We start from the raw sequence: 26291 nt of genomic DNA, 5'->3' as shown, positions 1-26291 counted from the left end.
TGGAGTTGAGGCGGTTCCGCGGTCTGTACGAGTCCGGTGCGATGAGCCTGCGGGAGATCGCGAAGGAGACCGGGCTGAACCGCCGCACGGTCACGAAGTACTTGTCGGGCGAGGCTCCCGTCGCGCCGCCGAGACGAACGTCCGAGGGTCGGCAGCAGCGACGGGTGGTCGACGAGGTCGCCCCGCTGATCGACGGGATGCTCAGGTCGGAGGTCTTGCTGAAGGCGTCGGTGATCCACGAGCGTCTGGCGTCGGAGTACGGGGTCACCATCAACTATCAGCGGGTCAAGATCTATCTCCAGGAGGCCCGGCCCCGGATCGCGGAGGATCTCGGCATTAGCCCGGGTGAACTGGCGGGCCTGCACCGGCGGTTCGAGGTGGTCCCGGGCGCTCAGGCCCAGGTCGACTGGGGTGATGAGGGCAAGATCCTGGCCCATGTCGGGATCCCGAAGGTCTACTCGTTTCACATGACGCTGTCGTACTCGCGTGATCCGTTTTGCTGCTTCACCACCAGCCAGGATCTGGCGAGCTTCTTCGACTGCCACCGCCAGGCGTTCGCGCACTTTGGCGGGGTGCCGCTGACGATCGTCTACGACCGCACCAAGACCGTCGTGCGCCGGCACGTCGCCCCTGGTGAGGCGGTTCCGCTGCATCCGGAAGCGGTCGCGTTCGCCGGGCACTACGACTTTGATATCGACGTCCTGGCCGCCTATCGGCCGACGGGGAAGGGCCGGGTCGAGCGGCAAGTCTTGATCGTCCGCGACCACGTGCTGGCCGGGCGGGCTTTCTCCTCGATCGACGAGATGAATGCCGCCTTCTTGGCCTGGGTGCCGTTGCGGCGGGCGAAGGTGCACGGCACCCACGGCGAGATCATCGGGCACCGGGCCGTGCGCGATCACGTGGCCCTGCGGCCACTGCCGGCGACGCCGTATGTGGTCGCCCAGCGGCATCTGCGGCACGTCGGAAAGGACTGCCTGGTCGCCTTCGACGCGAACCTCTACTCAGTGCCTGCCCGCAAGGTCCGTCCCCGTCAACTGGTCGAGATCCGGGCCACAAAGTCGCAGATCAGCCTGCATTCCACCGTCCCCGACGCCGGCGGCGAGAGCCTCTTGGCCGTCCATCCACGGGCAGCCGGCCGCGGCACCCGCGTCGTCGACGAGAAGCACTGGGACGGCCTGCCCAAGGGCGACAACCGTCGCGTCACCACCGGCGATGTGGTGCCTCAACCCCGCCATGACCGGCCTCTGGGCCGCGAAGCCGGCCCGCTGCAAGCCCTGTTGAACCGGGCCGCTGCCGCCAGCGTCGAGGTCGGCCGCCGCCCGCTGTCGGTCTATGACGAACTGACCGGCACCCGCCCCTTCACCACCAACTCCGCAACGAAGGACCCCTCTTGAGCGAGCTGACCGGCAACCGCATCCGCACCACGGCCGGCAAGCTCGGCCTGCCCCATCTCGCGGAGACCATCACCGAGTTCACCCGCCGGGCCGACGAGGCGAAGATGGGCTACCTCGACTTCCTCGACCTGGTCCTCTCCGAGGAACTCGCGGTCCGCGACGACCGGCGCTTCCGCCAGGGCCTGCGACTGTCCCGGCTGCCGCACCACAAGACGCTCGACGAGTACGACTTCTCCTTCCAGCCCGACCTCGACCCGCGCAAGGTCAAGGACCTCGCCACCCTCGCATTCGTCGAGGCCAAGGCCAACGCGGCCCTGCTGGGTCCGCCCGCAGTCGGCAAGACACATATCGCTGTCGCCCTCGCGGTCGCGGCCTGCCGGGCCGGTTACTCGATCTACTTCACGACCCTCGACGACATGGTCCGCAACCTCAAGACCGCCGAGGCGGCCGGACGACTGGTCAACAAGCTCGGCACCTACCTGCGGCCCAGCGTCCTCGTGGTCGACGAGGTCGGTTACCAGCCCCTCGAACGAGCCGAGGCGAACCTGGTCTTCCAGGTGATCTCCAAGCGCTACGAGAAGGGCTCGATCATCCTGACCTCGAACAAGACCTTCAGCGAGTGGGGCCAGGTCTTCGGCGACGAGGTCCTCGCCACCGCCATCCTCGACCGCCTCCTGCACCACTGCGAAGTCGTCTCCATCAACGGCAACAGCTACCGGTTGAAGAACCGCCTTCAGGCCATCGAGCGGGACACCGACGTGGCCTGAGCAGTGGTGCACATATCTCCGTACTCGGTGGTGCACTCAGAAGAGTACGAGGACAGGTGATCTCGCGGACAGCGAGCCGGCCATCAGACAGCAACAGCCCGCTGTTGACTGGGTGGTCCAGTTCCGTGAGGCTGTGACACGCGAAATGAGGTTCCCCCGAGATGCGGAGGGTGGTGACAGGAGGTCAGATGGTTCTCATGAGAGGAGCATCGACCATGGCTGCACCCAGAAAGTACTCGTTGGAGTTGCGTGAGCGTGCGGTGCGGGGTGTGCATCCCGAGGCCCTGCGCGGCTGGATCCGCCAGGCCGAGGCGGACGCCGGCGAACGCGACGACCGGCTCACCACCGACGAGAGGGCCGAGCTGGTGGCCCTGCGTAAGGAGAACGTCCAGCTCAAACGGGCCAACGACGTACTGCGGACAGCCTCGGCGTTTTTCGCGGCGCAACTCGACCCGACCCGGCCCAGGTGACGGCGCTCGTCGACGAGCATCCCCGCCTGGGAGTCGAGTGCGTACTTCGGGAACTGCACATCCCCTCCTCCACCTACTACCGGTGGCGCCGCGCTGACCGTGAACCGTGCGAACGGCAGCGCCGCGACGTCGAGCTGACCGAGCGGATCAAGGAGATCCACACGGAATCCGGTGGCGTCTACGGCTCACCGCGCGTGCACGCCGTCCTCAAGCGCGAAGGCGTCCACGTCGGGCGCAAACGCGTCGAGCGGCTGATGCGCGAGGCCGACATCGCGGGTGTGAGCCCGAGACGGAAGGGCTTCACGCGCCGCGACCCGAAGGCCGCGCTCGCCCCGGACCTGGTCGAGCGGGATTTCACCGCGAAGGTGCCGAACCGGCTGTGGGTCACCGACCTGACGATAATCCCGACCGGCGAGGGGCCGTTGTGGCTCTCCGCGATCCGCGACGCATTCTCCCGCCGGGTGGTGGCCTGGGAGACCTCCGCCCGTGCGGACGCCGACCTGGTCCTGACCACGCTGGAGTGCGCCCTCGCGTCCCGCGAGGTCGAGCCCGGCAAGCTCATTCACCACGCCGATCACGGCTGTCAATACACGTCTATCAAGCTCACAACTCGCCTGGTACGAGCGGGAGTTCAAGCATCAATGGGTTCCATCGGGGACTCGTACGACAACGCTCTCGCCGAGAACTTGTGGATGCTGATCAAGACGGAGTGCGTGCGCGGTCGCACCTTCTCGACCATGGCCGAGGCGAACCTCGCGCTCTTCGAGTACATCGACGGCTTCTATAACAGCCGGCGCATCCAGGAACGGCTCGGCTGGCTCAGTCCGATCGAGTTCGAGGAGAAGCACTACACCGAGCAGGCGACGGCCGAACCGACGAACCTGAACACCCGTCAACCCGCTCTGACCAGCTGATCAGCACCTCCCGCACGCCGGGGGAACCTCACTCGGCGGCGTTCGAGCACCTTGCCCAGTTCTCCTCGGCGACCTTCCGGGACGTTTTCTTCGTAAGGGCGGCCTTCCGGGGCACCGGCCAGTTCAGGCAGGCGACCTTCGAGGGGCACGCCTCATTCGGATGGGCGACCTTCCAAGGTGCCGCCCAGTTCCGGTCGGCAGTTTTCGAGGGCGACGCTGGGTTCGAGGAGGCGGCCTTCGAGCGGTTGGTAACCCTCGGGCCTTTGGTGTGTGCTGGGCGGTTTGTGCTGTCCGGGGCGACGTTCAGCGGCCCGGCGAACCTCTCGTTCGCCGCGCGCCGCCTGGAGTGCTTGCGAACCCGCTGGTCGTCAACGGCCGAGTTGCGTCTGCGCTACGCCACGGTGGACTTCGCCCACGCGGTCTTCGAATACCCCCTCACGATCGCCGCGGAGGCCAACCCCTTCGTGCTCCCAGACGGGCAGCCGGTGGACGAACAGGCTCTGGCCGACGCGCCCGACGCCGCAGTACGGATGGCCTCGTTACGCGGGGTGGACGCGGCCCATCTGGTCCTCGCTGACATCGACTTGTCGAGGTGCCTCTTCGCCGGAACCGTGCACCTGGACCAGGTACGGCTGGAAGGCACCTGCTCCTTCGACAGCGCCCCGCCCCACACGCACTGGCGCCGCCAGCACCCCATACGGTTCACCCAACGCCGCACCCTCGCCGAAGAACACCACTGGCGCGCCAGCCAGGCGACAGCGGTCCGAGGCTGGAACGTGGCGGTGTTTGACGCCGGACACGTCGGGCCGGCGCAGCTTGCACCGGTGTACCGGGCGCTGCGCAAGGCCTTCGAGGACAGCAAGAACGAGCCGGGGGCGGCGGACTTCTGCTACGGCGAGATGGAGATGCGCCGCCACGACCGCACCGGCACCACCCGCGCCGAACTCAGACTGCTGCACGGCTACTGGATGCTGTCCGGCTATGGCCTGCGCGCCTCTAGTGTGATGCGCCAGAAATGACGGCTCTAAGTTCCTGTCAGGTATCGGTGGTTGGTGGGTTGATTTTGGTGAGGTAGTCGGCGAGCGAGTTGAGGATCTCGTCGGCGGTCTTGGTCCAGGCGAAGGGCCGTGGGTTCTCGTTCCAGGTGTCGATCCAGGCTCTGATGTCTTGCTCCAGTGCCTTCACGGAGGTGTGGACGCCGCGGCGGATGAGCTTGTCGGTCAGCAGGCCGAACCACCGCTCGACCTGGTTCATCCAGGAGGAGCCGGTGGGGGTGAAGTGGACGTGGAAGCGGGGGTGTTTGCCCAGCCACGTCTTGATCTCGGGGGTGTTGTGGGTGGCGTAGTTGTCGCAGACCAGGTGGACGTCGAGTCCGGCGGGCACTGCCTTGTCGATCCGGGTGAGGAATTTCTTGAACTCGATGGCCCGGTGGCGTCGGTGCAGTTCCGATATGACAGTGCCGTCGGCGATGTTGAACGCGGCGAACAGGCTGGTGATGCCGTGCCGGTAGTAGTCGTGGGTGCGACGTTCGGGCATGCCCGGCATCATCGGCAGGACGGGCTGGGAGCGGTCCAGCGCCTGGATTTGGGCCTTCTCGTCCACGCACAACACCACCGCCTTCTCGGGCGGATGGTGGTACAGGCCGACGACATCGACGACCTTGGAGACGAACTGCGGGTCGGTGGAGAGCTTGAAGGCATCCTGCAGATGCGGCTTGAGGTCGAACTTCTTCCAGATCCGCCCGATCGTGGACTTCGACAGGCCGGAACGCTGGGCCATCGAGGCCCGCGACCAGTGCGTGTCTCTGCCCGGGGTGGACTCCAAGGTCGCGGTGAGCACGTCTTCGATCTGGTCGAGCAGGATCGAGGGCGGCCGGCCGGGACGCGGCTCATCGGTCAGTCCGTCCAGCCGCAAGCGGATGAACCTCGACCGCCAGCGGTTCACCGTTCCGTGCGATACACCGAGTTCGGCGGCGATCTCCTTGTTCGTCCCGCCTTCCGCGCACCGCAGCACGATCCTTGCCCGCAGCGCCAGGAACTGCGCGGTCTTCGCCCGCCGCGCCCAGCGCGTCAACTCCGCCCGCTCGGCCTCGGACAGCACCAACTCCGGCTTGCGCCGACCCGACCGGGGCTCGTCCACCAGGCCCGCCATCCGCCCGGCCACGAACCGCGAGCGCCACTTGCGCACCGTCTCCGTACTCACCCCGAAGCCCGCTGCCACAGCGGTGTTTGACGCCCCGTCCGCACAGGCCAGAACGATCCGGGCCCGCTCCGCCACACGAGCCGAGACCGCGCCGCCCGCCCAACGTGCCAACTCCGCACGCTCCTCGACGGACAGCACGACTTCGACAGCACGAGGACCCCGAGACGCCATGAAAACAGCCTACAGACTTAAGTCCGCAATTTCCGGCGCATCACACTAGTAGTGCTCCGTTAGGTCTGTCTGCCGGCCGTGTTCAGGGGCATGGTGGGTGTGTGGACGCACATGAAGTGAACCGGGCTCGGGTGAAGTTGGCGTTATTCGTGGCGGATGTGTTCGCGTCGGTGCCGCGCAAGGACCAGCGGGCCAAGGGCGACTGCTATCTGCGGGGGCTGATGCTGGACGGGCGGCGTAAGTCGATCCAGCCGATGGCGGAGCGGCTGCCGGATGGCAACGAGCAGAACCTGCAGCAGTTCGTGAACCAGTCGACCTGGGATCCTGTGCCGGTGCGGCGGCGGATCGCGGAGCGGATGGTGCCGCTCATCGGCCCGGAGGCATGGGCGGTCGATGACGTGTCGTTCCCGAAGGACGGGAAGATGTCGGTGGCGGTCGCGCGCCAGTACTGCGGGGCGCTGGGCAAGCGGGCCAACTGCCAGGTCGCGGTGAGCGTGCACGCGGTCTCCGACCCCGCGTCCTGTCCGCTGCAGTGGCGGCTGTTCATGCCCGAGGAGTGGGCCGACGATCCCGGACGGCGGCAGAAGACCGGGATACCGCCGGAGGTCGGGCACCGGGAGAAGTGGCGCCTGGCCCTGGACACCATCGACGAGCTGGCCGGGTGGGGTCTGGTGCCGCCGGTGCTGGTGGCTGACGCCGGCTACGGGCAGAACGCCGACTTCCGCGACGGCCTGGATGGCCGGGGCATCGGCTATGTCGTCGCCGTCAGCTCGGATGTGACCGTCCATCCGCACGACGCCGAGCCGGTCGCCCCGCCCTGGTCGGGCAACGGCCGCAAGCCGCAGCCCCGCTACCGGGACAAGCCGTTGCCGGTGGCCGCGTTGGCCGCAAGCCGCGGACGGCAGGCGTTCACCGAGGTGACCTGGCGCGAAGGCTCCCGCGGACCGATGCGCTCGCACTTTGTGGCACTGCGAGTGCGGCCGGCCGGCATCCGGGCCCGTCGTCTGGCCCAGGCCGCCGCCACCGCGCGGGAGGGCTTGTGGGACGGTGTCCTGCCCGAGGTCACGCTGCTGGCCGAATGGCCCGAAGGCGCCGAAGCACCCACCGGCTACTGGCTGTCCAGCCTGCCCGCCGGTATCCCGGCGGCTGAACTGGTCCGCCTGGCCAAGATCCGCTGGCGCATCGAGCACGACTACCGGGAACTCAAGCACGGCCTCGGCCTGGACCACTTCGAGGGCCGTTCCTGGACCGGATGGCATCACCACGTCACCCTGGTCACCGCCGCCCACGCGTTCCTCACCGAACAGCGCTTGGCCCCAAAAGCCGATACAGCGGACTCACCCTCTACCAGATCCTCGACGCCATCCAGGACCTGCTGAACTGCTGGACCGGCACCTGCACCACCTGCCACCGCCCCCTGCCCAGAACATCCACCACCAGCCCGAACCCAAGAGCCAGAGCAACCTAACGGAGTCCTACTAGTGTCCTGCGCCAGAGATCCGTCGGCAGAACCGGGCGATGGAATCGAGGATCTCCTCGGCTGTCTTGGTCCAGATGAACGGTGTCGGGTGTTCATTCCAGTCCTTGACCCAGGCCCGGATGTCGGCTTCCAGGGCCTGGATGTTCTTGTGTGCTCCGCGGCGGATCATCTGGTGAGCGAGGTAGCCGAACCACCGCTCGACCTGGTTGATCCAGGAAGAGCTGGTCGGGGTGAAGTGCAGCTCGAACCGCGGGTGTTTGGCCAGCCATGCCTTGATCGCGGGTGTCTTGTGGGTTCCGTAGTTGTCCACGATGAGATGGACCTGCAGGTGTGCGGGTACCTCCTTGTCGATCCGGATCAGGAACTTCTTGAACTCCACAGCCCGGTGCCGACGGTGCAGGGCCGTGATGACCTCGCCGGTAGCGACGTCGAACGCGGCGAACAAGGTGGTCAGGCCGTTGCGGACGTAGTCGTGGGTGCGCCGCTCGGGCATGCCCGGCATTATCGGCAGTACCGGCTGGGACCGGTCCAGCGCCTGGATCTGTGACTTCTCGTCCACCGAGAGGACCACCGCCCCTTCGGGCGGGTTGAAGTACAGGCCCACGACGTCGTAGACCTTCTCCACGAACAACGGGTCGGTCGACAGTTTGAAGGTGTCCGCCAGATGCGGCTTGAGCTGGAACTGCCGCCAGATCCGGCCCACCGTCGACTTCGACAGACCACTGTGCTCGGCCATCGATTTCCTGGACCAGTGCGTGGCGTTCTTCGGCAGCTGTTCCAGCGTGGTGACCACCACCGCCTCCACCTGATCCACGCTGATGGTGGGCGGCCGACCCGGCCTCGGCTCGTCAGCCAGACCGTCCAGCCGCTCGGAAAGGAAGCGCCGCCGCCACTTGCGGACGGTGTCCGCACTCACCCGCAGATCCCGGGCAACCGCGACAATCGGCGGCACCTCCGGCCCCGCACACGCCAGCACAATCCGCGCCCGCAGGGCCAGCGCCTGGGCCGACGTCGCCCGACGCGTCCACCGCTCCAACGCCGCCCGCTCGTCATCGGACAGCAGTAATGGTTCCAGCTTCGGGCCCCGACGAGGAACTGACCCACCAGTAGCAGAAGTCACACACCAACCAACGATCAACTACTGGCGCAGGACACTAGGAGCATCTCAGCTGTAGTGGCGCACGGCCGGCTCCTGGCAAGAACCGGCCCATACGGAGACTGTTCCCCGTTCGCCACCTCTGCGGCTCCCAGCCTAAATGTGACCGTCATCACTCGCGGCCAAACAGTCATAGGAACGGCACTTGGCGAGGCAGAGCCACTACGGCTACGGCGTCTCGGTCACCGACAAGTCGACCGGTCGTCGTCAACGAGGCCGTCGGCCTGTGCTTGAGCTGCGGCGAGACCGAGTTGGATGTGGATCTACAGCCAGCACTGCTGGCCATTCACCCCGATCACCTCATCCGCATCCTGGCGGCGGGCCTGTAGTGCATCAGCCCGGACGCTGACCCGGTCACCGGCCGGGCCCTCGCCGGTGACCGGCATACGCTGGTCCGCCAGTACATGGCGGCGCACGCGGGCAAGACGGACCTCGCACAAGCGTGCCCTGACTGCGGGGTGCCGTCCGGTAGGGCGCACAGCCGCTACGGCCGGCACCTTGCGGACGCGCCGTGCGGTGGGCGGGGCCTGCGCACCCACGGCCACCTCGCCGCCCCCGCCACCACCCCCGTCGGCGCCTGGCTCGCCGAACAACGCCACCTCGCCACCAAGAACACCCTCGATGCCGCCCGCGCCGACGCCCTGAGCGCCCTCGCCCCCGACTGGCGCCTCCCGCACGGCGCGGACTGGCACCGCAAATACCACCTGCTGCGCGCCCACCTCGCATCCGGCGCCGACCCGGCCGCCGCGCTCACCCGCGACACCCTCCTCGCCGGGGTGAAGATCGACTCCTGGCTCCACCACCAACTGGCCACCGGGCACGCCCTCCACCCCGGCCAGCACCACCTGATGACCGCCCTCGGCCTGACCCCCGACACCAACCCTCTCGCCCCCGCCCACCGCACCCGCCGCACCCGCCGCACCTTCGAGCAGACCGTCCAGCTGCTGGAACTCTTCCTCCACCGCGAAGGCCGCGCCCCCACCGCCCGCGAGGAGATCCGCGTCGACGGCGACACGGTCAGGATCGGATTCTGGCTCGCCAAGGCCCGCACCAAGCACCGCGCCGGTGAACTTCCCGACGAGCACGTGAGCCTGGTCGCTGCCCTCTTCGACGGCGACTGGACGGACGAGACCGCCGCTCCCGCTGCCGTCGCCCCCACGCTGTGGTAACAGCTGTTACCATGCTGGTATGGCGAAGACACAGCTGGGCGCGCGCGTGGACGAGGACGTTGCCGAACTCGCCAGGAAGCGCGCCGCCGACCTGGGATTGAGCATCGGGGACTACCTTGCCCGGCTGGTACAGGATGATGCCAGTGGCTTGCGCGCCCGTGCGGTGGACGCGGCAGCCCGCTTCCTGGCCGAACACCAGGTGGTCTTCGACGAGGCAGAGGATGCCCAGCAGACGCCTGGGGGAGCGCGCGCGGCCTGATGGAACTGCACATCGACGTTCCCTGGATCCTGCAGGTTGCCGAGTCTGCCGGGGCAGACGATCCGGCCCCCGACGACTACGGCGTTCCCGTCTCGGCGGTGGCCCGCCACCGGGCCGAGCTGTTCGAGCAGCCCGTCTATGACGGCCCCTACGCCAAAGCCGCCGCCCTGGTGCACACACTGGGCCGGTGCCGCTGGCTGGAGCGCTCCAACATGGCCGTCGCCGCCGCCTCGGGCGTCATGTACCTCGAAGCCGCCGGGATTACCGTCAAGCCCGGCCGTGAGGACGCCATCGCCCTCAAGGACCTGCTCCTCGACCCCGCCTGCACCGCCGGGAAGATCGCCGCTCTGCTGCGGACCTGGCCCACCGCCACCTGACGCCCGCCTGGCCCGCCACCGCCTCGCCGGGAGCCGTACCGCTCGCGCAGGGGCCCCGGCCCGTGCGCTGACGTGCCCGGTCGCAGACTCGAGGCGTCCTCCGGAGAAACCGTGCCGGCACGACTGTTCGAGCAGCGCCCGCCCGGAACCCGAAGCGCTCCATCAGCTGGAACGACGAAGCCGCCCCTGCCCGGCGTCGCGGTGTGCTCTGGATGGCGGCGGCGGTGAGGATCTGTTTGAGGTGCCGCCGCAGTCCCCGGGCGGGGAATATTGCCCTCACGACCGACACGTACCGCGACAGGGAGGGGGCGGTGTTCGTGGCTGCGGCCACCGGTTCGGACTCGGCGCTCAAGCGGGCCCGGCTCGCGCTGAACATGACGCTGGAAGAGGCGGCGGACGCGTTGAACGCGCTCACCGGGGGCGCGACGGACGCGAGCCTGATGAGCGCATGGGAGTCCGGGCGGCGCCGCACGGGCAAGCGGAATCGTGCGGGCCTGTGCCAGTTGTACCGGGAGCGCCCGCAGGTGCTCTTCGCTCACCAGGACGGGGCGGCGGCCAGCGTGCTGGAGACCTCCGGGACGGCCGTCGTGGTCAACGTGCTGACCCGCTGGGCGGACCTGGTACAGGCCATGGCCGATGTCGCCACCGGGGCGCGCGAGCAGCTGGTGGTCAGCGGGTCGCGGTCGAGGGAGAAGGCGTATCTGGGGGCGATCGAGACAGTGGTCGCCCAGCACCCGGATCTGGTCCACTACCGGGTGCTGTACGGGCCGCCCCGGCACCGGGCGCTCTCCGATCACCTGCTGCGGCTGCTGGAACTGCGTGATCCGGCCGCTCGCCGTAACGGTGTCAAAACACTGCACATCGGGGTGGTGGAGCAGACCGAGGCGCTGGAGAGGTTCTTCGTCGCCTCGGAGAGGGCGGCGGTGGTGCCGCTGCCGTCCTTCCACGGGGCCGACGGCTTCGACTGCGGTGTCCTGCTCGGCCGGGAGGCGGCGGTGGGCCTGGTCCACCATGGACGGGAAGCGTGCGCTTCTGCACGGCCGGTGGAGACCCCCGACGCCGTGCGAGCGCTGCCGGTGCGGCACAACTGACGTGGTGGGGAGAGGCGTGAGCACGAACCTTCAGCAGCCCGACGAGGCCCGAACGGCGTCGGTGGTCGCACTGGCCCAGGCCCTGATCCGGCAGCCGAGCCGGGCCGGGATCGATGACTACGGGCCCGTCCTTGGGGTGCTGGAGGAATGGCTCGCCGCTCGCGGTCTGCCGCACCGGCGCTTGCACGGCGACGCGGGGGCCCTGGTGGGGCTGCTGGTGGAGATTCCCGGAGGACGGCCGGGGAAGTGGTGGACGCTGGATGCCTGCGTGGACACCGCCCCCTACGGCGACGAGGCGGCCTGGTCGTTCCCGCCGGCCTCGGGCGACATCGTGGACGGCTGGCTGCTGGGACGAGGCGCGGCTGACTCCAAGCTGGCCGCGGCGATGTTCTGCCACATCGCCGCAGACCTCGCCCCCCGGGCGGTGGAGCTGAGCGGCGGGCTCGCCGTGCTCCTGGATGTCGATGAGCACACCGGCAACTTCGGCGGCGCCCGCGCCTGCCTGGCCGACGAGGCCGCGGCCCGGCCTGCCGGAGTGATGATCGGCTACCCCGGCATGGACGAGGTGGTCGTCGGCGGGCGGGGCCTGTGGAGGGCAGTCCTCACCGTGCACGCTCCCTCGGGACACTCCGGATCCAGCAAGACCGTGATCGGCGCGATCTCCCGCGCCGCGCACCTGGTGCGCCTCCTCGACGCGGCCGAACTGCCCGGGGTGGAAGACGGCTCGCAGTTCCCGCTGCCTGCGAAGGTGTCGGTCACTGCCTGCCACGGCGGCCAGGGCTTTTCCACCACCCCCGACCGGTGCGACCTCAACGTCGACATTCGCACCACGCCCGGATTCGACGCCCAGGACGCCGAGACCCTCATCCGCAAGGCCGTCGCCGAACTGGATGCCGCCTCGCCCGCCCCGTGCCCGACCGCAATCACCCTGGTCGCGACGTGGCCGCCGTTCCGGCTCACCGACACCGAACAGCCGGTCGCGGCCCTGCTGGACGCTGCCGCCGAGGCAGGGCTCGCGGTCCGGACGAAGACCGCGGGACCCTCGAACATCGGCAACCTGCTGGCCGGCGAGGGCATCCCGGCAACGGCCGGCTTCGGTGTGCCCTACGAAGGGCTCCACGGCATCGATGAGCGCGCCCACCTCGCGGAACTTCCCACGGTGTACGCGGTCTACCAGCGTGCCGTGCTCGGCCTGCTGGAGACAGGCATCCCAGCCGCGTCCCAGATTCCTCCCACCTGCGCTCCCAGCAAGTGCCCAACTGCGGCTCTGGGAAAGGAACCCCGCCCACAGTGACATAGAAGGCAGCACCTTCCCCGGGTACCGCCGAGGACGAGGGGCTTCCCTCATGGCCGAGCACATCACCCGCCCAACGTCCACCGGTGAAGGCAGCCGCGCCGCGGCGGACCGTCATCAAGGAGGCACGATGCCCACCGCAGTCCAGGCCGCGGAACGTCCCTGGGGCGCCGGCCGACTTGGCCCGTACCCGACCGTCACCCGCCGCCCCCACGCATCGGTCGTGATCGACCCCGACACCCAGCTCGGCGTCTACCTGGATCACGCCAGCCAGGTGATCGACATGGGCAAGCACGGCACCAGCACGGGCACCGAGACGACGACCAAGACGAACTCGGACTCCGCGCCTGACGAGGGGCACGACCAGGACTCGGAGCAGGACTGACCGGTGACCGATGAGAAGCCGGTGCTCGTGGCCACCGAGACGGATGATCTCACCGCCGACATGGTGATCGCTCAGCTGAACCGCCGGAGCGTACCGGTGGTCAGGTTCAACCCCGCTGATATCGGCCCGGACCTGACGGTATCCGCATGGTTCGGCACCGGCCCGGCCCCGGTGACCGGGCAGGCACGGACACCGTCGCGGACCGTCGACCTGACCGCGGTGCGGTCGGTGTACTGGCGCCGGCCGGTGTGGCCCGCCTTCGAGCACCTCGGCGCCGATGACGCACGTTTCGCGGCGGCACAGGTCCGCTACGGCCTCGGCGGCATCCTCTACGCCCTCGACGGACCGCTCTGGGTGAACCACCCGCTGCGCAACGCCGCCGCCGACTACAAGCCCGCCCAGCTCGCCGTTGCCCGGCGTCTCGGGCTCACCGTGCCGCCGACGCTGGTGACGAACGACCCGGCCGAGGCCCGGCGGTTCGCCGCCCAGCACGATCAGGTGATCTTCAAGACGCTTCGCTGGACGCCTTACCAGCGTGACGGTGTTCCCGTCACGGGGTGGGCCGACCCGGTCACGGCATCCGAACTCGACGAGAGCGTGCGCGTGACGCCGCACCTGTTCCAGGCTGTCGTGGACAAGGCGGCCGACCTCCGTGTGCTGGTGGTGGGCCGCCAGGTGTTCGCCGTGCGGATCGAGTCCGGGATGCTGGACTGGCGCAAGGACTACTCGGCGCTCTCCTACAGCGTCGTGGACCTGCCCGACCGCATGGAGAAGGCGCTGTTGGCCTACCTGGACCACTTCGCGCTGGTCTCGGGGAGCTTCGATCTTGCCGTGGACGAGACGGATGGCCTGTGGTGGCTGGAGCTGAACCCGAACGGGCAGTGGGGGTGGCTGGAGGAATCCACCGGCCTGGCCATGTCCGCCGCATTCGCCGAACTGCTGACGCAAGGAGCTGTCCGATGACCGACACCGCCCCCCACCGACGAGCCCTCGCTGCCCGCCTGACCGCGGCGGGCGTCCTCGTCAGCCCCCGGTGGCGGGCAGCGGTGGAAGCAGTGCCCCGGGAGCTGTTCCTGCACCCGGGCGTGTTCCTGCCCGCAGAAGGAGGCCGGTGGCGCCCGGTCGCAGCGCTGGGAGCAGCCCCGGATGAGTGGGTGCAGATCGCCTACCGCGACGAGTCTTTGACCACGCAGCTCGACGGGCATCTCACCGCCGACGAGGTCAGCGACCTCGTCGAGGGTTCCCCGACGTCATCGTCCACCACCCCGGTCACCGTGGTCGACATGCTCGAGAAGCTTCAGGTGCAGGACGGGCATCAGGTACTGGAGATCGGTACGGGCACCGGATACTCCACCGCCCTCCTGTGCCACCGCCTGGACGAGGACAACGTGACCACAGTCGAAGTGGACCCCGCGGTCGCAACCCGCGCGGACGCCGCGCTGGAGACGGCCGGCTACTCGACCTGGACCGTCACCGGGGACGGTCTCCTCGGCTATCCCCGCCGCGCACCGTACGACCGCGTCATCGCCACCTGCGCCGTGCGCCGCATCCCCTACACCTGGATCCGCCAGACCACACCGGGCGGCACCGTTCTCGCCACGGTCGGCGGGAACTGGCACTACGGCACCGGACTCGCCAAGGTCACGGTCCACGACGACGGCACCGCCCAGGGCAGGATCACCGGCCGCTCCTCGTTCATGCAGGCCCGCTCCCAGGCAGAAGTACCGATCACCGGTGACCTGTCCGCCCGCACCGCCTACGCCGACAGCGAGCGGGAGACCAAGGTGTCTCCCGCACTTCTGGCGGAGTGGATGCCCGCCTTCCTCGCGCAACTCGCCGCTCCCGGAGCGCACTTCACCCGCGCCACGTCCGCACAGGGGAGCCGTCTGCTGTACCTCTTCGATCCGGAGCGCGAGTCGTTCGCGTCGTTCCTGGAGAAGGAGGATGCCTGGACGGTACGCCAGGGCGGCCCGCTGCCTCTGTGGGACACGATCGAACAGGCGCTCACCACATGGCAGGACGCCGGAAGCCCCGACATCACCGCCGTGCAGCTGCACATCACGCAGGAGGCCCACACCTACTGGATCGAAGGTCACCCGGCACTCCGCTGGCAGCACCATGTTCTCTGATGGAGGTGGTCCGCCGCTGGAACTGTGCGGGCACCGTGACCTTACGCCGGGAGGGAGCCTCGGTTCTCCCACTGCGCTTCGACCGGATCGACTGCCCGATCAAGGCGGACCGCGTCGGCACGTTCGCGGCGACCCAGCGGGCGCACCAGTGCTCTGACGGCGAGGCCTTGTTGCCCGCTATGCCCGGGTGAGGCCGGCCGGCCGAGCCGGCCCGCGCTGCGGGTTCTCACCTTGGCCCAGGTGTGTGAGGCCGGGCGATGAGGACGTGCGTCTGGTCGCTGCGCTCTTCGACGCTGCGCCCCGGTAGCTGCGTCATGCGGCTGCCGGTGGCCTTGTTCACCGGGGTTCGGGGAGCCGGGCAGTCCCAGCGGCACGGGAAGCGGATCGGGTCCGGTGGCGGAGCGCTGCAGCAGCAGCCGGAACCGCTCTCCGTCAACGGGCCGTACGGTCACTTCGTGACCGTCGCTGCGCCCGGCGTTGAGAGCCGCCAGAGCCTCGACGTCGCTGTCGTGTTCGGCGGCAACCCGGGGGTGGAAGGAGACCACCGGGCCCAGATCCAGGCGCCGTCCGGCGAGCAGGACGGCGAACTCGTCGCACCGCAACTGCAGGGCATGCGGTGCGCCGCTGAGCAGGGCGCGCACGGCGGGGGAGTCCTGGCCGCTGAGGGTGACACGCGCCCGGGGCAGGAACGGGGAGACCACGCAGTGCCCTTCGACGAGCAGACGCGCGATACGCAAAACGATCCGTTCGTCCGGGGCGAGCTCGTCGGGGACGGGGAAGTACTGCTCGCAGTGGCGCTGCACCACCTCCAGGTCCTCGATGTAGAGCTGCAGCTGCGCGGACTCCCGGCGCACTGCCTCGGGCTGGGGCGGCATCTCGCCGCCCCCGACGGCACCTGCGCCCGCCCGGACTTCGAAGGCGCCGCCGAGACGGCGGTCAGTGGCAAGTGCCCGGTGTCCCACAGCGGATCGCTCCACTTTCCGAGCAGTGCGGTCCCCAGCGCTTCGCGCCACCGGTCGCCACGGGGCAGCACGAGCGCGCGGGCGGCCACCTCGTCCACGAGGCCCGGCTCGGCACCGACCAGGTAGTCCCGGCTGCTCACCACCAGGCCCACCAGTTCCGCGGGCTGCACCTCCGTGGTGGGCCTCGGCGGGGCCCCGGCTCGGACCAGGCGGGCGCCGTCGTCAACCGCGACGATCGACACGACTGGGTCGGCGTCCGCCACCGCCGGGAACCGGGGGCACTCGCATGGCGGGGTCGCCATGCAGCGAGAGAAGAAGACGACGGTGGAAACCCCCGAGAAGCGGCGGGGCTCGGGCACGCTCATGCAGATGCGCTCCTTTGGACGATGATGCTCTGTCCCTTCTCGGTCCCGGGCGGCGTCCCAACCAGCAATAGATTCTGGAAACCCGTGATCGTATATCTGGCCAGATAGCCGGCGAGCCGCGGCTGTCCCTCGCAGAGGGCGTACCGTGGTGGGAACCCTCCCTGCGTGCTGTGCACCCAGGAATTGCAGGCGCGGCGGGCCGCCCGCACGTAGGTCGCCGAACACAGGGTTGCGTCCTTGGAAGTGGTGTACGGGTTCGACCTGTTCCGGGGGTTTGCTCCGGCATCGGGATGGTGCCCGCATAGATGAACGGCCACCGGCTGATCTTCGAAGTGTCGAAGCCTCGAAGGAGATCAGCATGATGACCGCACCTGACAGTGTGCCCCTGCACGCCCTCACGGAAGACAACCTCGCTGCGGCGAGTCCGGATCTGCTGCGCGCGATGGTCAAAACGTTCGCCGACGCGCTCATGTCCGCAGAGGCCGACGCCCTCTGCAACGCCGAATACGGGCAGGTCAGCGACGAACGCGTCAACCACCGCAACGGCTACCGCCCGCGCGAGTGGGACACGAGGGCGGGCACGGTCGAACTGGCCATCCCCAAGCTGCGGCAGGGCAGTTACTTCCCGCACTGGCTGCTGGAGCGACGCCGGCGAGCCGAGCAGGCCCTCATCAGCGTGGTCGCCACCGCCTACCTGCTGGGCGTCTCCACCCGCCGGGTCGAGAAGCTCGCCGAGTCCCTGGGCGTCACCCAGCTGTCGAAGTCCCAGGTCAGCGCGATGGCGAAGCACCTGGACGAACAGGTCGCCGCCTTCCGCAACCGGCCCCTGGACCAAGGGCTTTACTCGTTCGTCCGGGTGGACGCGCTGACCCAGAAGGTCCGCGAGGGCGGCCGCATCATCAACGTCCACGCGGATCACCCTGCTTGCCCTCGGCCGCGGGCAGGGCGTACGTGCGGATCTGGTCGTAGGTGAGCAGTACCCGGGTGATGTGGCTCCAACAGCCGGTGCGCTGCACCCAGTCGCGCTCGATGTCCTCGCCCGAGCAGTCAAAATCACCGAGGTTTCTCCGGGGCGCCGCGAGTGTGCGGGTGGAATTTCCGCAGCTCAGGGGCTATCCGGAGCACTGTAGCGGATGCAACAGGTGTGGTGCACGGAGCTAGTCACCGTGATCGTTCTCTGATGCTGGCTCGTGGGAATCGCGCTGTGTCGGGGGTCCAGCGCGCGGAGCCGGCGCCCGGGTGCGGAGTTCCCCGATGCCCCCCAGTTGACGCTGTCGAATCGTCAGGGTCGGACGGGGAGGTTGGCCTCCCATCCGTCGAGAAGTCGTTCGAGCCCCAGTTCGAAACCGCGCTCGGCCCTGTCGGCCGCGTGGGGAAGCTCGGCATCACGAATGACCTGGGCGAGGAGTGGATGGCGCCCGGCCTTGATGACTTTGTCGAGGTAGGGCGCATGGGCGTCCATCCATTCCTGGTTGCCGACTCCGGAGCGTCGGACGGCTTCCTGTTGGGCGAGTTCGCCGATGGCGTAGCCGCGGACGAAGGCATGCAGCGTATCGACGACGATGATCATGACGTCGATGTCGAAGCCGAGGGGATCGAGGGCGGCGAGTGCGTGTTCGGTGGCATCGAGGGAGTTCGGTCCAAGTGATGGGCGCCCTGCCGCGAGGGAGGTCATCCAGGGATGCCGGTGGATGGTGGCCCGGGAGCGATAGGCCAGTGTCCGCAAGTCGCCGCGCCAGTCGCCGGTGGGGGCAGGCGGGCCGCCGTCTTCGGCCGCTACGGCGTCGAGCATGAGGTCGAGCAGGTCGTCTTTGGACGCCAGGTAACGGTAGAGCGAGGCTGTGCCCGTTCCCAGTTCCTTGGCGACGCGCCGCATGGACAGTGTGTCGATGCCCTCGGCGTCGGCGATCGCGATGGCGGCGGCGGTGATCTCCGCCCGGGTGCGTGAGGGTGCGGGGCCTTTCGCGGCCCGCTCCGGCCGGTTCCAGACCACCGTGTGAGCGTCGTCCATCGGGTTTCCCTCCTCACTACTGCGCCCACTGTTCGCAGTAGTGCTATCGTGGCACCATTACTGCGAACACTGTACCCGAGTAGAGCGTGTCCAGCCGAAAGGGAAACCACCATGAACACTCACGTCACCATCATCGGCGCCGGGCTCGGCGGCCTGACCCTCGCCCGGGTCCTGCACCTGCACGGCATCCCCGCGACCATCTACGAAGCCGAGACATCGGCGGACACCCGCACGCAGGGCGGCCAGCTCGACATCCACGAGTACAACGGGCAGCTCGCCCTCGAAGCGGCTGGCCTCACCGACGAGTTCCGCGCGATCATCCACGAAGGCGGCGAGGCCGTGCGCGTGCTCGACCAGCACGGCGCGGTCCTGCTTGACCAGCCCGACGACGGCACGGGCGGGCGCCCCGAGGTGCTCCGCGGAGACCTGCGTCGGATCCTGATCAACTCGCTGCCCGGCGAGATGATCCAGTGGGGACACAAGGTCACCAGTGTCCGCCCCCTCGGAGACGGAAGGCACGAGCTGACGTTCGCCGACGGGCCGACCGTGACGACCAGCCTCCTCGTGGGCGCGGACGGCGCCTGGTCGAGGGTCCGGCCGCTGCTCTCCAACGCGAAGCCCGAGTACGTCGGCACGTCGTTCATCGAGACCTACCTGTACGACGCCGACCAACGCCACCCCGCAGCGGCCAAGGCCACCGGCGACGGTTCCCTGTTTGCCGTCACGGCCGGCAAGGGGATCCTTGGCCATCGAGAGGCCCACGCCGTTCTTCACACTTACGTCGCGCTCACCAAGCCGCAGGAATGGATCGCCGCCATCCTCGCCAGTCCCGAAACGGCGGCGGCCCAGGTCGCGGCCGAATTCACCGGATGGGCGCCTGAACTCACCGCACTCATCACTGACGGGGAAACCGCCCTCGCCCCGCGCCCGATCAGCGCCCTGCCGATCGGCCACCGGTGGGACCGCGTTCCCGGAGTGACGCTGCTGGGCGACGCCGCCCACCTCATGTCACCGTTCGCCGGGGAGGGCGCCAACCTCGCCATGTTCGACGGCGCCGAACTCGGCAAAGCCATCGCCGCACACCCGGACGACATCGAAGCCGCCCTTGCGGAGTACGAGCAGGCGCTCTTTTCCCGCAGCGCCCGGTTCGCCGCCGAATCCGACAAGAACCACCAGCTCATCTTCGGCGACAACGCCCCCGCCGGCTTGCTCAACCTGCTCACCGGCCAAGAGCCGACCGAGTGAGCAGGGCCCACAGATCCGCGATCGTGAGCCGCAGGCGTCGGTCTGGCCGCCCCCACGGCCAGCACCCGCACGGACAAGCCGCTGCTGACGTTGAAGGGGTGAAGCGGCCGGACGGCGCCGAATACGACGCTCCTCACATGGCCAGCGCGGTTCGCGCCAGTCCGCGCAGCCAGGCGTGGGCGTGGTCGGTGTCGTAGCGCTGATGCCATGACAGGTATATCGGTGCTGACGGCAGGTCGAGCGGGAGGGGGAGCACGGCCAGGCCGAGGTCGGCGACCGCGGAGCGCGTGGTGGCTTCGGGGACGCTGATCAGGAGATCGGAGTCGCGCGCGAACTCCAGCGCGGCCGCTTCCGTGGGCGCGGTAGCCACCACGCGGCGGGTGAGGCCGAGCCGCGTGAGGGTGTCGTCGAGGGCGTTGCTGAGGTTTCCGCGCCGCGAGACGGTGACGTGCTCAGCTTCGGCGTACCGCTTTGCGGTGACGGTCCTGATGCGGGTGAGGGGGTGTCCCTGCCGCACGACGATGACGAGGCGACTCTCGCCCACGTTCTCGGCACGGATGTCCGGTGCGCTCGGGCGGTTGGCGTTCGCCTCCAGGTCGACCTCGCCGCGCCGCAACTCGGGGGTGTCGATGCTCGATTCCGCGACGAAGCGCAATCGCACGCCCGGCGCCTCTTCACGCACGGCCGCGAGCAGTGCGGGGCCGCTCAAGGTGACCAGGGAGTCGTGCCAGCGGAGTGTGAAGGTGCGCTCCAACGTTGCCAGATCGAGTTCACGGCTCGGTGCCAGCACCCCTTGGACCTGGTGCAGCAGCTCGTGAACCTGTTCCCGGACGGCGATCGCATACGGCGTCGGGGTCATCGTGCGGCCGGTGCGCACCAGGATCTGATCCCCGGTCGTGCGCCGGATTCGGCCCAGGCTCCGGCTCATCGCGGGGGCGGTGACATGCAGGCGTGCGGCAGCCCCGGCCACACTGCCCTCCTCCAGCAGCGCGTCGAGCGCAGCGAGCAGGTTCAAATCCAATTGCATGCGAGTAATCCTAGCCGTGCTTTACATGCATTTGAAGTTAATGACCGGGCTGCATACTGTTGATCATCAAGGAGGCCATCAAGTGGGCACGGCACAGCATGGCTCGCGGACCAAAGGAGTGGACATGCTGTCCCGCTTCCGGAGCGAGGTCCATGCCTGTATGACTGTGCGGGGCGACGCGTTGTTCGAGTTGTGCGACGCGCTGCTGTGCACGGATGGGCCGGTGCGGTCGCTCGTCGACCTGGCGCTCGCCCCGGGACACCGCCGCGGGCACGGAGCCCTTTACGCCGGTCTCAACCAGGGGCAGATCGACGTCGCCCGGCTGTGTCGCGCTCTGGTCTCGGCGCTGCTTCCGAGAGCTGCGGACGGTCGGATCGTGCTGGCCGCAGACGTCTCGCCGTGGCTGCGGCCGGACGCCAACACCTGGCCTGACCGGGCCTTTTGCCACACCTTCGGGTGAGGTGAGGGCAAGCATCAGATGGTGCCCGGCTGGCCGTACTCGATCGTGGCCGCGCTGGAGACGGGCCGCACATCATGGACGGCGGTGTTGGACGCAGTCCGCCTGGAGCCCGGCGCCGACGTCGCCGCGGTGACCACCATCCAGCTCCGCGAGGTCGTCGAGCGGCTCGTCGCCGCTGGCCAGTGGAGGCCAGGCGACAGCACGTCCTGGTCGTGCTGGACGCCGGATACGACGCGCCCCGCATCGCCCACCTGCTGGCCGAGCTGCCCGTCGAGATCCTCGGTCGCCTCCGTTGAGACAGGGTGATGCGGCGTCCGGCCCCCTCCCGCAACGAGTTCGCCCTGGCCAACCCCCTGGGCGGCCGGCCACCCAAGCATGGTGGCGAGTTCGTCTTCGGCGATCCCTCCACCTGGGGTGTCGAGCAGGCCGTGACGGTCACCGACACCCGCCTCTACGGCAAGGCGACCGCGCGGGCATGGGACCGGCTGCACCCAAGGCTCACCCGGCGGGCGGCCTGGATCGAGTACGACGGACCGCTGCCCCTCATCGAAGGCACCGTCATCCGCCTCGCTGTGGAGAAGTTACCGTCCGGCGGGGTGAACAAGCCGGTCTGGCTGTGGTGGTCGGGCACCGGAGCCAGCGCGGCGGACGTCGACCGCTGCTGGCGGTCCTTCCTCCGGCGTTTCGACCTGGAGCACACGTTCCGACTACTCAAGCAGACGCTCGGCTGGACCAAGCCCCGGCTTCGCAGTTCGGATGCGGCCGACCGGTGGGCCTGGCTGGTGATTGCCGCTTATGCCCAGCTCCGGCTTGCCCGGCCACTGGCCACCGACCTCCGCAGGCCCTGGGAGAAGCCGGCCGAGCCGAACAGACTCACCCCCGCGCGCGTCCGGCGGGGGTTCAGGAACCTGCGCACGAAGACGGGCTCTCCGGCCCGTGCACCAAAACCCTCAACGCCCGGACCAGGAAGACCACTTGGTTCGAAGAACCGCCGTCCGGTCACCCGTCACGACGTGGGCCGTGTCCTTGCGACCGGCGAGGCATACAGCCGCCCCGCCCATCACAACGTCGGCACGAAACCACGGAGAGTCAACGTCGATCGTTAAACGACAAGCTTACAGTTCGGTCCACGCGCGGGGGTTGCCTCCGGTGAGTGGGGTCCATACGGGTGCGGTGGGGCTGTGTTGTTCGAGGTCTTCGAGGATGGCTGCTGCGAGGGGGACTTCGTTGGCGAGGGTGGCGGCGAGGGGGTGCTGGGCGGCCATCGCTTGGAGGTCGCTGATGCGGCCTTCCAGCCGGGGCCGGGAGGCTGCGGTGAGGATGAAGAGGATGCGGGGGAAGAGGGGGTACCAGCGCAGCCAGGCCGGGCCGGTCGTCGTCGGGCGGCGGCGGCCGGGGGGCTGTGCTTCGTGGTGGAAGAGGCGTGCGTAGTCGATGAGTTTGGTGGCGAGGCGTTCGCTGCTCATGGTGGTGCGGTCGACTTCGATGAACGCGCGGAGCTTGGTGCGCTGCTGATGGCCGACGAGTGTGTAGTGCATGAGGGCGTCGGCGACGAGGCGTTCGCCTTCGCCGATGGGGTGGGCTGTTTCGGGGGTCCAGTCGTAGGGGCCGTGTTCGTGTCCGTGCAGGCGGGCGTCTTGCGCGAAGGTGAGGTGGGTGCGGACGACGGTGAGGGTGTGCGCGGTTTTCAGGGATGCTGCGGTGGTGGAGGTGATGGGGTACGGGGGCCGTCCCCGCAGGGCGGGGAGGTCGCGGGTCAGGCGTGCGCCGTGGGGGGTGAGGTACCAGGCGTGGGTCCGTGGCCGGCCGGGGTGGGGCAGCACGGTGCGGTCGGTGTGGCCGGTGGTGCGCAGTGTGTTCAGGACGCGGGAGATGAGCTGGCGGGGGCTGCCCGGGCGGAGCATGAGGCGGAGTTGGCCGGTGGTGGCCATGCGGTGCAGGGCGAGTGCGGTCAGGACCTGTAGGCGCAGGGGTTCGGCGGGGCTGGGGGCCGGCTCGGTGGCGGGAGTATCGGGGGAGGGGGTCATGGCAGGGAGGCAACCTGCGGCCCTCGACCAGGCGGGCGACCATGAGGCCCCGACCAGGGTCACGATGGGGACACGAAGTGCGTGGTCGGGCCCCGTGGTTGGCCCCACCACGGGCCGACCATGTGCCCGGCTGCGCGCTGGGGGGTGTCACGTCCGGCACCCGCCGTCCGGGCCGGCGCTCACGTGCCGTCCTGCACCCAGCCCGTCCTGGCGCGCAGGCGGAGACAGCACGGCAGGATGTCCGGGGTGTTTGGCGCAGAGCGTGCTGCGGACCTGCGCAGTGCGCACGCGGGGTGAGTGCGGAGCCGGTGCGCACGGGGACTGCGCAGACCGGCTGCGCAGCCGAGATACGCAGACTGCGCAGCCGGTCTGCGCACCTGCTGCGCAGCTGGTCTGTGCACTTGCTGCTGTTTGTGGTGCGCTGTGGGGCGGGCTGGGCGGTTCGCGGCAGCGGGTGTTGCTGCGGGGTGGGGTGGCGGGCCGCGCCGTGCCGGGCATCGTGCGGTACCCGGTCCGCAAGGGGCCAACTCCCCAAACCGGGGGCCGCGTTGACAGGGGGGCGGTGGTCCGTTTATCGCCGGGTACCACTGGACCGCTGGGCGGCCTGCTGGAGGATGCGTCGGCGTGTCCAGCGGCGGCGTCCGTTCTGGCGTCCGGCGTTTGCGGCGATCCCGTCGGTGGTTTTCAGCAGGGGGAGGTTGCCTTGGGCGAGGGCGCTGGAGAAAGAGTTGATGCTCTTGTAGCCCAGCAGCGCGGCCGCCTGGCTCGCCCCCAGCAGCTCATCGGGATCACCGTCGGCGGGAACGTCGGGCAGCGGCGGTGCCGGCTTGGTGCCGGCGCGCCTTCCGCGGCCGGGCCGGGTGGCCATCCACTCCTTGAGGGTCGCCACCTTCCACAGCTGCCGACGGTAAGGGCTCTCGGCTGTGCCCATCTCCTCGACGACGTCCGGTTCGGGGAAGTAGCCGGGGTGGTCACGTACGAAGGTGCTGACCTGGTTGGTGTTCTTGTAGCCGAGGTAGCGGGAGGCGTCCGCGGCGTTCAGCAGCGTCTCCGGGTCGAGCAAGGGCGGTGTGTGTTCGGTGAGCCGTGCCGGCGCGCGGTGGGCGAACCATGCGGTGACTTCCGCGTGGTCCCACAGGCGGGCGCGGCCGCGCTTGCCGACAGGCTCGGGGAATGCTGTGCCTGCCGCGTTCTGGGTGCGCGCGGTGGAGAACTGGCTGATCCGCGCGGGGGTGAGGCCGTGCTCGGCGGCGATCTCGGCAGCGTCGGCCAGGCGAGGCTCACGGCGCGAGGCCATGGCGGAACCGTCCGTTCTCTCAGCAGTGCGCCGGCCACCCCGGCCCATAATGCAAATAATGGCAGGAGTTGTGATGGGGGGCCAGAGCATGGGACCGGGTTCGGCCGCCCCTGCGGCCTTCTCGTGGATCAGGCAGGGACCGCGGCGTGCTGCGGCCTGGGCCCTCCCCGCGGGCGAGGGCAGCGGGCGTCATCTCTCCCTCGGCCAGGGCCATTCGCAGGATCGTCCCGGCCGGGGCTGTGCAGGATGGCACCCCAGGTGAGCTTGTTCCGCTTTGACGGACACCATCGGTGTGGTGGTCAGGCCGCGAGTGCGGTCTCGTATTCGACGGGACTTCGGTAGCCGAGACTGCTGTGCAGTCGGTGCAAGTTGTACCAGCCCTCGATGAAGTCGAAGATCGCGGTGCGGGCGGCGGCCCGGCTGGGCCAGGTGCTCGTGTCGAGGACCTCCCGTTTGATCGTGGCGAAGAACGACTCAGCGAGCGCGTTGTCCCAGCACTGCCCGGTCCGGCCGACCGACAGGCGGACGCCGAACTCCGTTGCCACGCAGGCGAATTGGTGACTGGTGTACTGACAGCCACGATCCGAGTGAAAGATCACCGGCCGGGTGGGACGACGCTGTCGGCAGGCCGCCATGAGGGCGTCAGCGACCAGATCGGTGCGCAGGTGATCGGCCGTTGCCCAGCCGATTACCCGGCGGGAGGCGATGTCGATGACGGTGGCCAGATAGAGCCAGCCCTCCCCGGTGGGGACGTAGGTGATGTCGCCGCACCAACGGGTGTCGACGCCTGCTGGGTCGGGATCGAACTGCCGCAGGATGAGATCGGGCCGGTTGGCGGCGCGGGGGTCGGGGATGGTGGTCAGGTGCCGTCGTCTGCGGTGGCGGCCCTCCAGGCCCGCCGCCCGCATCAGTCTGGCGATGCGACGGCGTCCGCAGACAGCACCCTCGCGTTTCAGGACGGCGTGGATGCGTGGAGCGCCGTAGGTGCCTCGGGACCTGGCGTGGACCTTGGTGATCTGGCCGGTCAGTACGGCGTCCCGGACCGCCCGCGGACCGGGCGTGCCGCTGCGGCGGGCATAGAAGGCGGTTCGGGAGACCTGCAGCAGTTCACACGCGCGCTTGACGCTGTGACCGTCTCGCTTCTCCGCCTCGATGAACGGGTGCACCGTCACCGGGTCTCCTTCGCGAAGAAAGCCGTGGCCCGCTTGAGGATGTCGACGTCTTCGCGCAGCCGGCGGTTCTCCCGCCGCAACGCGGCCAGTTCCTCGCGTTCACTGCTGGTAAGGCCATCGCGTTCGCCTGCGTCGACCTCGGCCTGGCTGACCCACAGCCGCACCGCGGTCTCTGTCAGGTCGAAGTCCTTGGCGATCTGACCGACTGAGCGGTCACCGCGTCGGCACAGCTCGACGATCTCGGCCTTGAACTCCGGCGTGAACGAACGGCGAGGCCGAGGCTTCTTCTTCCCCATGCTCTCCATGATGGACATCCTCCCGGGGCAGAACCCCTGATCTCGGATGTCCGCCAAAGCGGATCAGGCCCAAGGTTGGTGTGCGGGACTGGGGCTCTCCCGGGGTGTGTGACGTGTGCTTGTGCTGCCCGGTTATGGCGCCGGGCGGCATGGCTTGGGGGATCGGGAGCG

Annotated in this window: 24 protein-coding genes and 2 pseudogenes; 17 read left to right on the top strand and 9 right to left on the bottom strand. The window is 69.0% G+C overall.

The window, feature by feature from the left end:
• Positions 1–41: 41 nt before the first annotated feature.
• The 5 genes from istA to BN159_RS00235 all read left to right on the top strand — a co-directional run bounded on the left by istA (position 42) and on the right by BN159_RS00235 (position 4564).
• Positions 42–1394 carry an IS21 family transposase gene (istA, locus tag BN159_RS00255; RefSeq protein ID WP_456339965.1) on the top strand — a complete coding sequence of 451 codons (1353 nt, stop codon included), beginning with the start codon at positions 42–44 and terminating at the stop codon, positions 1392–1394.
• Positions 1391–2161, top strand: coding sequence for an IS21-like element helper ATPase IstB (gene istB, locus BN159_RS00250; protein ID WP_015654839.1), 771 nt, complete (start codon positions 1391–1393; stop codon positions 2159–2161). The genes istA and istB overlap by 4 nt, the downstream gene beginning before the upstream one ends.
• A 215-nt stretch (positions 2162–2376) precedes the next feature.
• Positions 2377–2631 (top strand): transposase, encoded by a 255-nt coding sequence (locus BN159_RS00245; RefSeq protein WP_015654838.1) that lies wholly within the window; start codon positions 2377–2379, stop codon positions 2629–2631.
• A complete protein-coding gene (locus BN159_RS00240; RefSeq protein ID WP_015654837.1) occupies positions 2628–3545 on the top strand; it encodes an IS3 family transposase in 918 nt (305 codons plus the stop codon). Before BN159_RS00245 ends, BN159_RS00240 begins: the two co-directional genes overlap by 4 nt.
• A gap of 350 nt (positions 3546–3895) precedes the next feature.
• Entirely contained in the window at positions 3896–4564 is a 669-nt protein-coding gene (locus BN159_RS00235) for a hypothetical protein (protein WP_193384267.1), read from the top strand.
• A gap of 16 nt (positions 4565–4580) precedes the next feature.
• On the opposite strand, the gene BN159_RS00230 is transcribed toward BN159_RS00235, so the two are convergent.
• Positions 4581–5918 (bottom strand): IS630 family transposase, encoded by a 1338-nt coding sequence (locus BN159_RS00230; RefSeq protein WP_015654835.1) that lies wholly within the window; start codon positions 5916–5918, stop codon positions 4581–4583.
• 101 nt (positions 5919–6019) lie between these two features.
• On the opposite strand from BN159_RS00230, the gene BN159_RS00225 reads away from it, so the two are divergent.
• Positions 6020–7297, top strand: a complete 1278-nt coding sequence (locus BN159_RS00225; protein ID WP_078598719.1) for an IS701 family transposase — start codon at positions 6020–6022, stop codon at positions 7295–7297.
• Positions 7298–7396: 99 nt separating this feature from the next.
• Here BN159_RS00225 and BN159_RS00220 read toward each other — a convergent pair whose 3' ends face one another.
• Positions 7397–8518: an IS630 family transposase gene (locus BN159_RS00220; protein WP_408055014.1), complete on the bottom strand. Its 1122-nt coding sequence runs from the start codon at positions 8516–8518 to the stop codon at positions 7397–7399.
• A gap of 440 nt (positions 8519–8958) precedes the next feature.
• On the opposite strand from BN159_RS00220, the gene BN159_RS00215 reads away from it, so the two are divergent.
• The 8 genes from BN159_RS00215 to tgmC all read left to right on the top strand — a co-directional run bounded on the left by BN159_RS00215 (position 8959) and on the right by tgmC (position 15258).
• Positions 8959–9723 carry a helicase associated domain-containing protein gene (locus BN159_RS00215; RefSeq protein ID WP_015654832.1) on the top strand — a complete coding sequence of 255 codons (765 nt, stop codon included), beginning with the start codon at positions 8959–8961 and terminating at the stop codon, positions 9721–9723.
• A 19-nt stretch (positions 9724–9742) separates the two neighbouring features.
• Positions 9743–9982: a hypothetical protein gene (locus BN159_RS00210; protein WP_015654831.1), complete on the top strand. Its 240-nt coding sequence runs from the start codon at positions 9743–9745 to the stop codon at positions 9980–9982.
• Positions 9982–10359: a hypothetical protein gene (locus BN159_RS00205; RefSeq protein WP_015654830.1), complete on the top strand. Its 378-nt coding sequence runs from the start codon at positions 9982–9984 to the stop codon at positions 10357–10359. Before BN159_RS00210 ends, BN159_RS00205 begins: the two co-directional genes overlap by 1 nt.
• Before the next feature lie 311 nt (positions 10360–10670).
• Positions 10671–11450 carry a helix-turn-helix domain-containing protein gene (locus tag BN159_RS00200; protein ID WP_015654829.1) on the top strand — a complete coding sequence of 260 codons (780 nt, stop codon included), beginning with the start codon at positions 10671–10673 and terminating at the stop codon, positions 11448–11450.
• Positions 11451–11466: 16 nt separating this feature from the next.
• The gene (locus BN159_RS00195; protein WP_015654828.1) at positions 11467–12744 is read left to right on the top strand and encodes a M20 family metallopeptidase; all 1278 of its coding nucleotides are present in this window, start codon (positions 11467–11469) and stop codon (positions 12742–12744) included.
• Between the two features lie 130 nt (positions 12745–12874).
• Complete coding sequence (tgmA, locus tag BN159_RS00190) at positions 12875–13129, top strand: putative ATP-grasp-modified RiPP (protein ID WP_015654827.1); 255 nt, start codon at positions 12875–12877, stop codon at positions 13127–13129.
• A gap of 3 nt (positions 13130–13132) precedes the next feature.
• Entirely contained in the window at positions 13133–14092 is a 960-nt protein-coding gene (tgmB, locus tag BN159_RS00185) for an ATP-grasp ribosomal peptide maturase (RefSeq protein ID WP_015654826.1), read from the top strand.
• Positions 14089–15258, top strand: coding sequence for an ATP-grasp peptide maturase system methyltransferase (gene tgmC / locus BN159_RS00180; protein WP_015654825.1), 1170 nt, complete (start codon positions 14089–14091; stop codon positions 15256–15258). The genes tgmB and tgmC overlap by 4 nt, the downstream gene beginning before the upstream one ends.
• A 41-nt stretch (positions 15259–15299) precedes the next feature.
• Here tgmC and BN159_RS45565 read toward each other — a convergent pair whose 3' ends face one another.
• Positions 15300–16220 carry a hypothetical protein gene (locus BN159_RS45565; RefSeq protein ID WP_157901044.1) on the bottom strand — a complete coding sequence of 307 codons (921 nt, stop codon included), beginning with the start codon at positions 16218–16220 and terminating at the stop codon, positions 15300–15302.
• 726 nt (positions 16221–16946) lie between these two features.
• Between BN159_RS45565 and BN159_RS00165 the strand changes: the two are divergent.
• Positions 16947–17495: pseudogene (locus tag BN159_RS00165) on the top strand (transposase); the annotation flags it as partial.
• 372 nt (positions 17496–17867) lie between these two features.
• On the opposite strand, the gene BN159_RS00160 reads toward BN159_RS00165, so the two are convergent.
• Complete coding sequence (locus tag BN159_RS00160; RefSeq protein ID WP_015654821.1) at positions 17868–18596, bottom strand: TetR/AcrR family transcriptional regulator C-terminal domain-containing protein; 729 nt, start codon at positions 18594–18596, stop codon at positions 17868–17870.
• Positions 18597–18707: 111 nt separating this feature from the next.
• Here BN159_RS00160 and BN159_RS00155 point away from each other — a divergent pair, with 111 nt between their 5' ends.
• On the top strand, positions 18708–19841 hold the full coding sequence (locus BN159_RS00155) for an FAD-dependent oxidoreductase (RefSeq protein ID WP_015654820.1): 1134 nt from the start codon (positions 18708–18710) through the stop codon (positions 19839–19841).
• Between the two features lie 133 nt (positions 19842–19974).
• Here the strand turns inward: BN159_RS00155 and BN159_RS00150 are convergent, their stop codons facing one another.
• Entirely contained in the window at positions 19975–20868 is an 894-nt protein-coding gene (locus BN159_RS00150; protein ID WP_015654819.1) for a LysR family transcriptional regulator, read from the bottom strand.
• Between the two features lie 124 nt (positions 20869–20992).
• Here BN159_RS00150 and BN159_RS00145 point away from each other — a divergent pair.
• Positions 20993–22434: pseudogene (locus BN159_RS00145) on the top strand (NF041680 family putative transposase).
• A gap of 9 nt (positions 22435–22443) precedes the next feature.
• On the opposite strand, the gene BN159_RS00140 reads toward BN159_RS00145, so the two are convergent.
• From BN159_RS00140 to BN159_RS00125, 4 genes are all read right to left on the bottom strand, one after another.
• Positions 22444–23355 (bottom strand): replication-relaxation family protein, encoded by a 912-nt coding sequence (locus BN159_RS00140; protein WP_015654816.1) that lies wholly within the window; start codon positions 23353–23355, stop codon positions 22444–22446.
• 571 nt (positions 23356–23926) lie between these two features.
• Positions 23927–24652 carry a hypothetical protein gene (locus BN159_RS00135; RefSeq protein ID WP_015654815.1) on the bottom strand — a complete coding sequence of 242 codons (726 nt, stop codon included), beginning with the start codon at positions 24650–24652 and terminating at the stop codon, positions 23927–23929.
• Between the two features lie 299 nt (positions 24653–24951).
• Positions 24952–25824: an IS3 family transposase gene (locus tag BN159_RS45040; protein WP_015654814.1), complete on the bottom strand. Its 873-nt coding sequence runs from the start codon at positions 25822–25824 to the stop codon at positions 24952–24954.
• Entirely contained in the window at positions 25821–26129 is a 309-nt protein-coding gene (locus tag BN159_RS00125) for a transposase (RefSeq protein ID WP_015654813.1), read from the bottom strand. Before BN159_RS00125 ends, BN159_RS45040 begins: the two co-directional genes overlap by 4 nt.
• Positions 26130–26291 lie beyond the last annotated feature (162 nt).

Origin of the sequence: Streptomyces davaonensis JCM 4913 (assembly GCF_000349325.1) — a bacterium.
Taxonomy (GTDB): Bacteria; Actinomycetota; Actinomycetes; order Streptomycetales; family Streptomycetaceae; genus Streptomyces; species Streptomyces davaonensis.
The sequence above is the reverse complement of the archived record's forward strand: the minus strand, read 5'-3'. Positions and strand labels throughout refer to the sequence as shown.

What these genes read in the sequence shown, in the direction of transcription:
- BN159_RS00155 (WP_015654820.1), top strand. Translation starts at nt 18,708, where the DNA reads ATGAACACTCACGTCACCATCATCGGCGCCGGGCTCGGCGGCCTGACC.
- BN159_RS00135 (WP_015654815.1), bottom strand. Translation starts at nt 24,652, where the DNA reads ATGGCCTCGCGCCGTGAGCCTCGCCTGGCCGACGCTGCCGAGATCGCC.
- BN159_RS00160 (WP_015654821.1), bottom strand. Translation starts at nt 18,596, where the DNA reads ATGGACGACGCTCACACGGTGGTCTGGAACCGGCCGGAGCGGGCCGCG.
- BN159_RS00125 (WP_015654813.1), bottom strand. Translation starts at nt 26,129, where the DNA reads ATGGAGAGCATGGGGAAGAAGAAGCCTCGGCCTCGCCGTTCGTTCACG.
- BN159_RS00140 (WP_015654816.1), bottom strand. Translation starts at nt 23,355, where the DNA reads ATGACCCCCTCCCCCGATACTCCCGCCACCGAGCCGGCCCCCAGCCCC.
- BN159_RS00210 (WP_015654831.1), top strand. Translation starts at nt 9,743, where the DNA reads ATGGCGAAGACACAGCTGGGCGCGCGCGTGGACGAGGACGTTGCCGAA.
- BN159_RS00205 (WP_015654830.1), top strand. Translation starts at nt 9,982, where the DNA reads ATGGAACTGCACATCGACGTTCCCTGGATCCTGCAGGTTGCCGAGTCT.
- BN159_RS00215 (WP_015654832.1), top strand. Translation starts at nt 8,959, where the DNA reads ATGGCGGCGCACGCGGGCAAGACGGACCTCGCACAAGCGTGCCCTGAC.
- tgmC (WP_015654825.1), top strand. Translation starts at nt 14,089, where the DNA reads ATGACCGACACCGCCCCCCACCGACGAGCCCTCGCTGCCCGCCTGACC.
- istA (WP_456339965.1), top strand. Translation starts at nt 42, where the DNA reads ATGAGCCTGCGGGAGATCGCGAAGGAGACCGGGCTGAACCGCCGCACG.
- BN159_RS00150 (WP_015654819.1), bottom strand. Translation starts at nt 20,868, where the DNA reads ATGCAATTGGATTTGAACCTGCTCGCTGCGCTCGACGCGCTGCTGGAG.
- tgmA (WP_015654827.1), top strand. Translation starts at nt 12,875, where the DNA reads ATGCCCACCGCAGTCCAGGCCGCGGAACGTCCCTGGGGCGCCGGCCGA.
- BN159_RS00230 (WP_015654835.1), bottom strand. Translation starts at nt 5,918, where the DNA reads ATGGCGTCTCGGGGTCCTCGTGCTGTCGAAGTCGTGCTGTCCGTCGAG.
- BN159_RS00245 (WP_015654838.1), top strand. Translation starts at nt 2,377, where the DNA reads ATGGCTGCACCCAGAAAGTACTCGTTGGAGTTGCGTGAGCGTGCGGTG.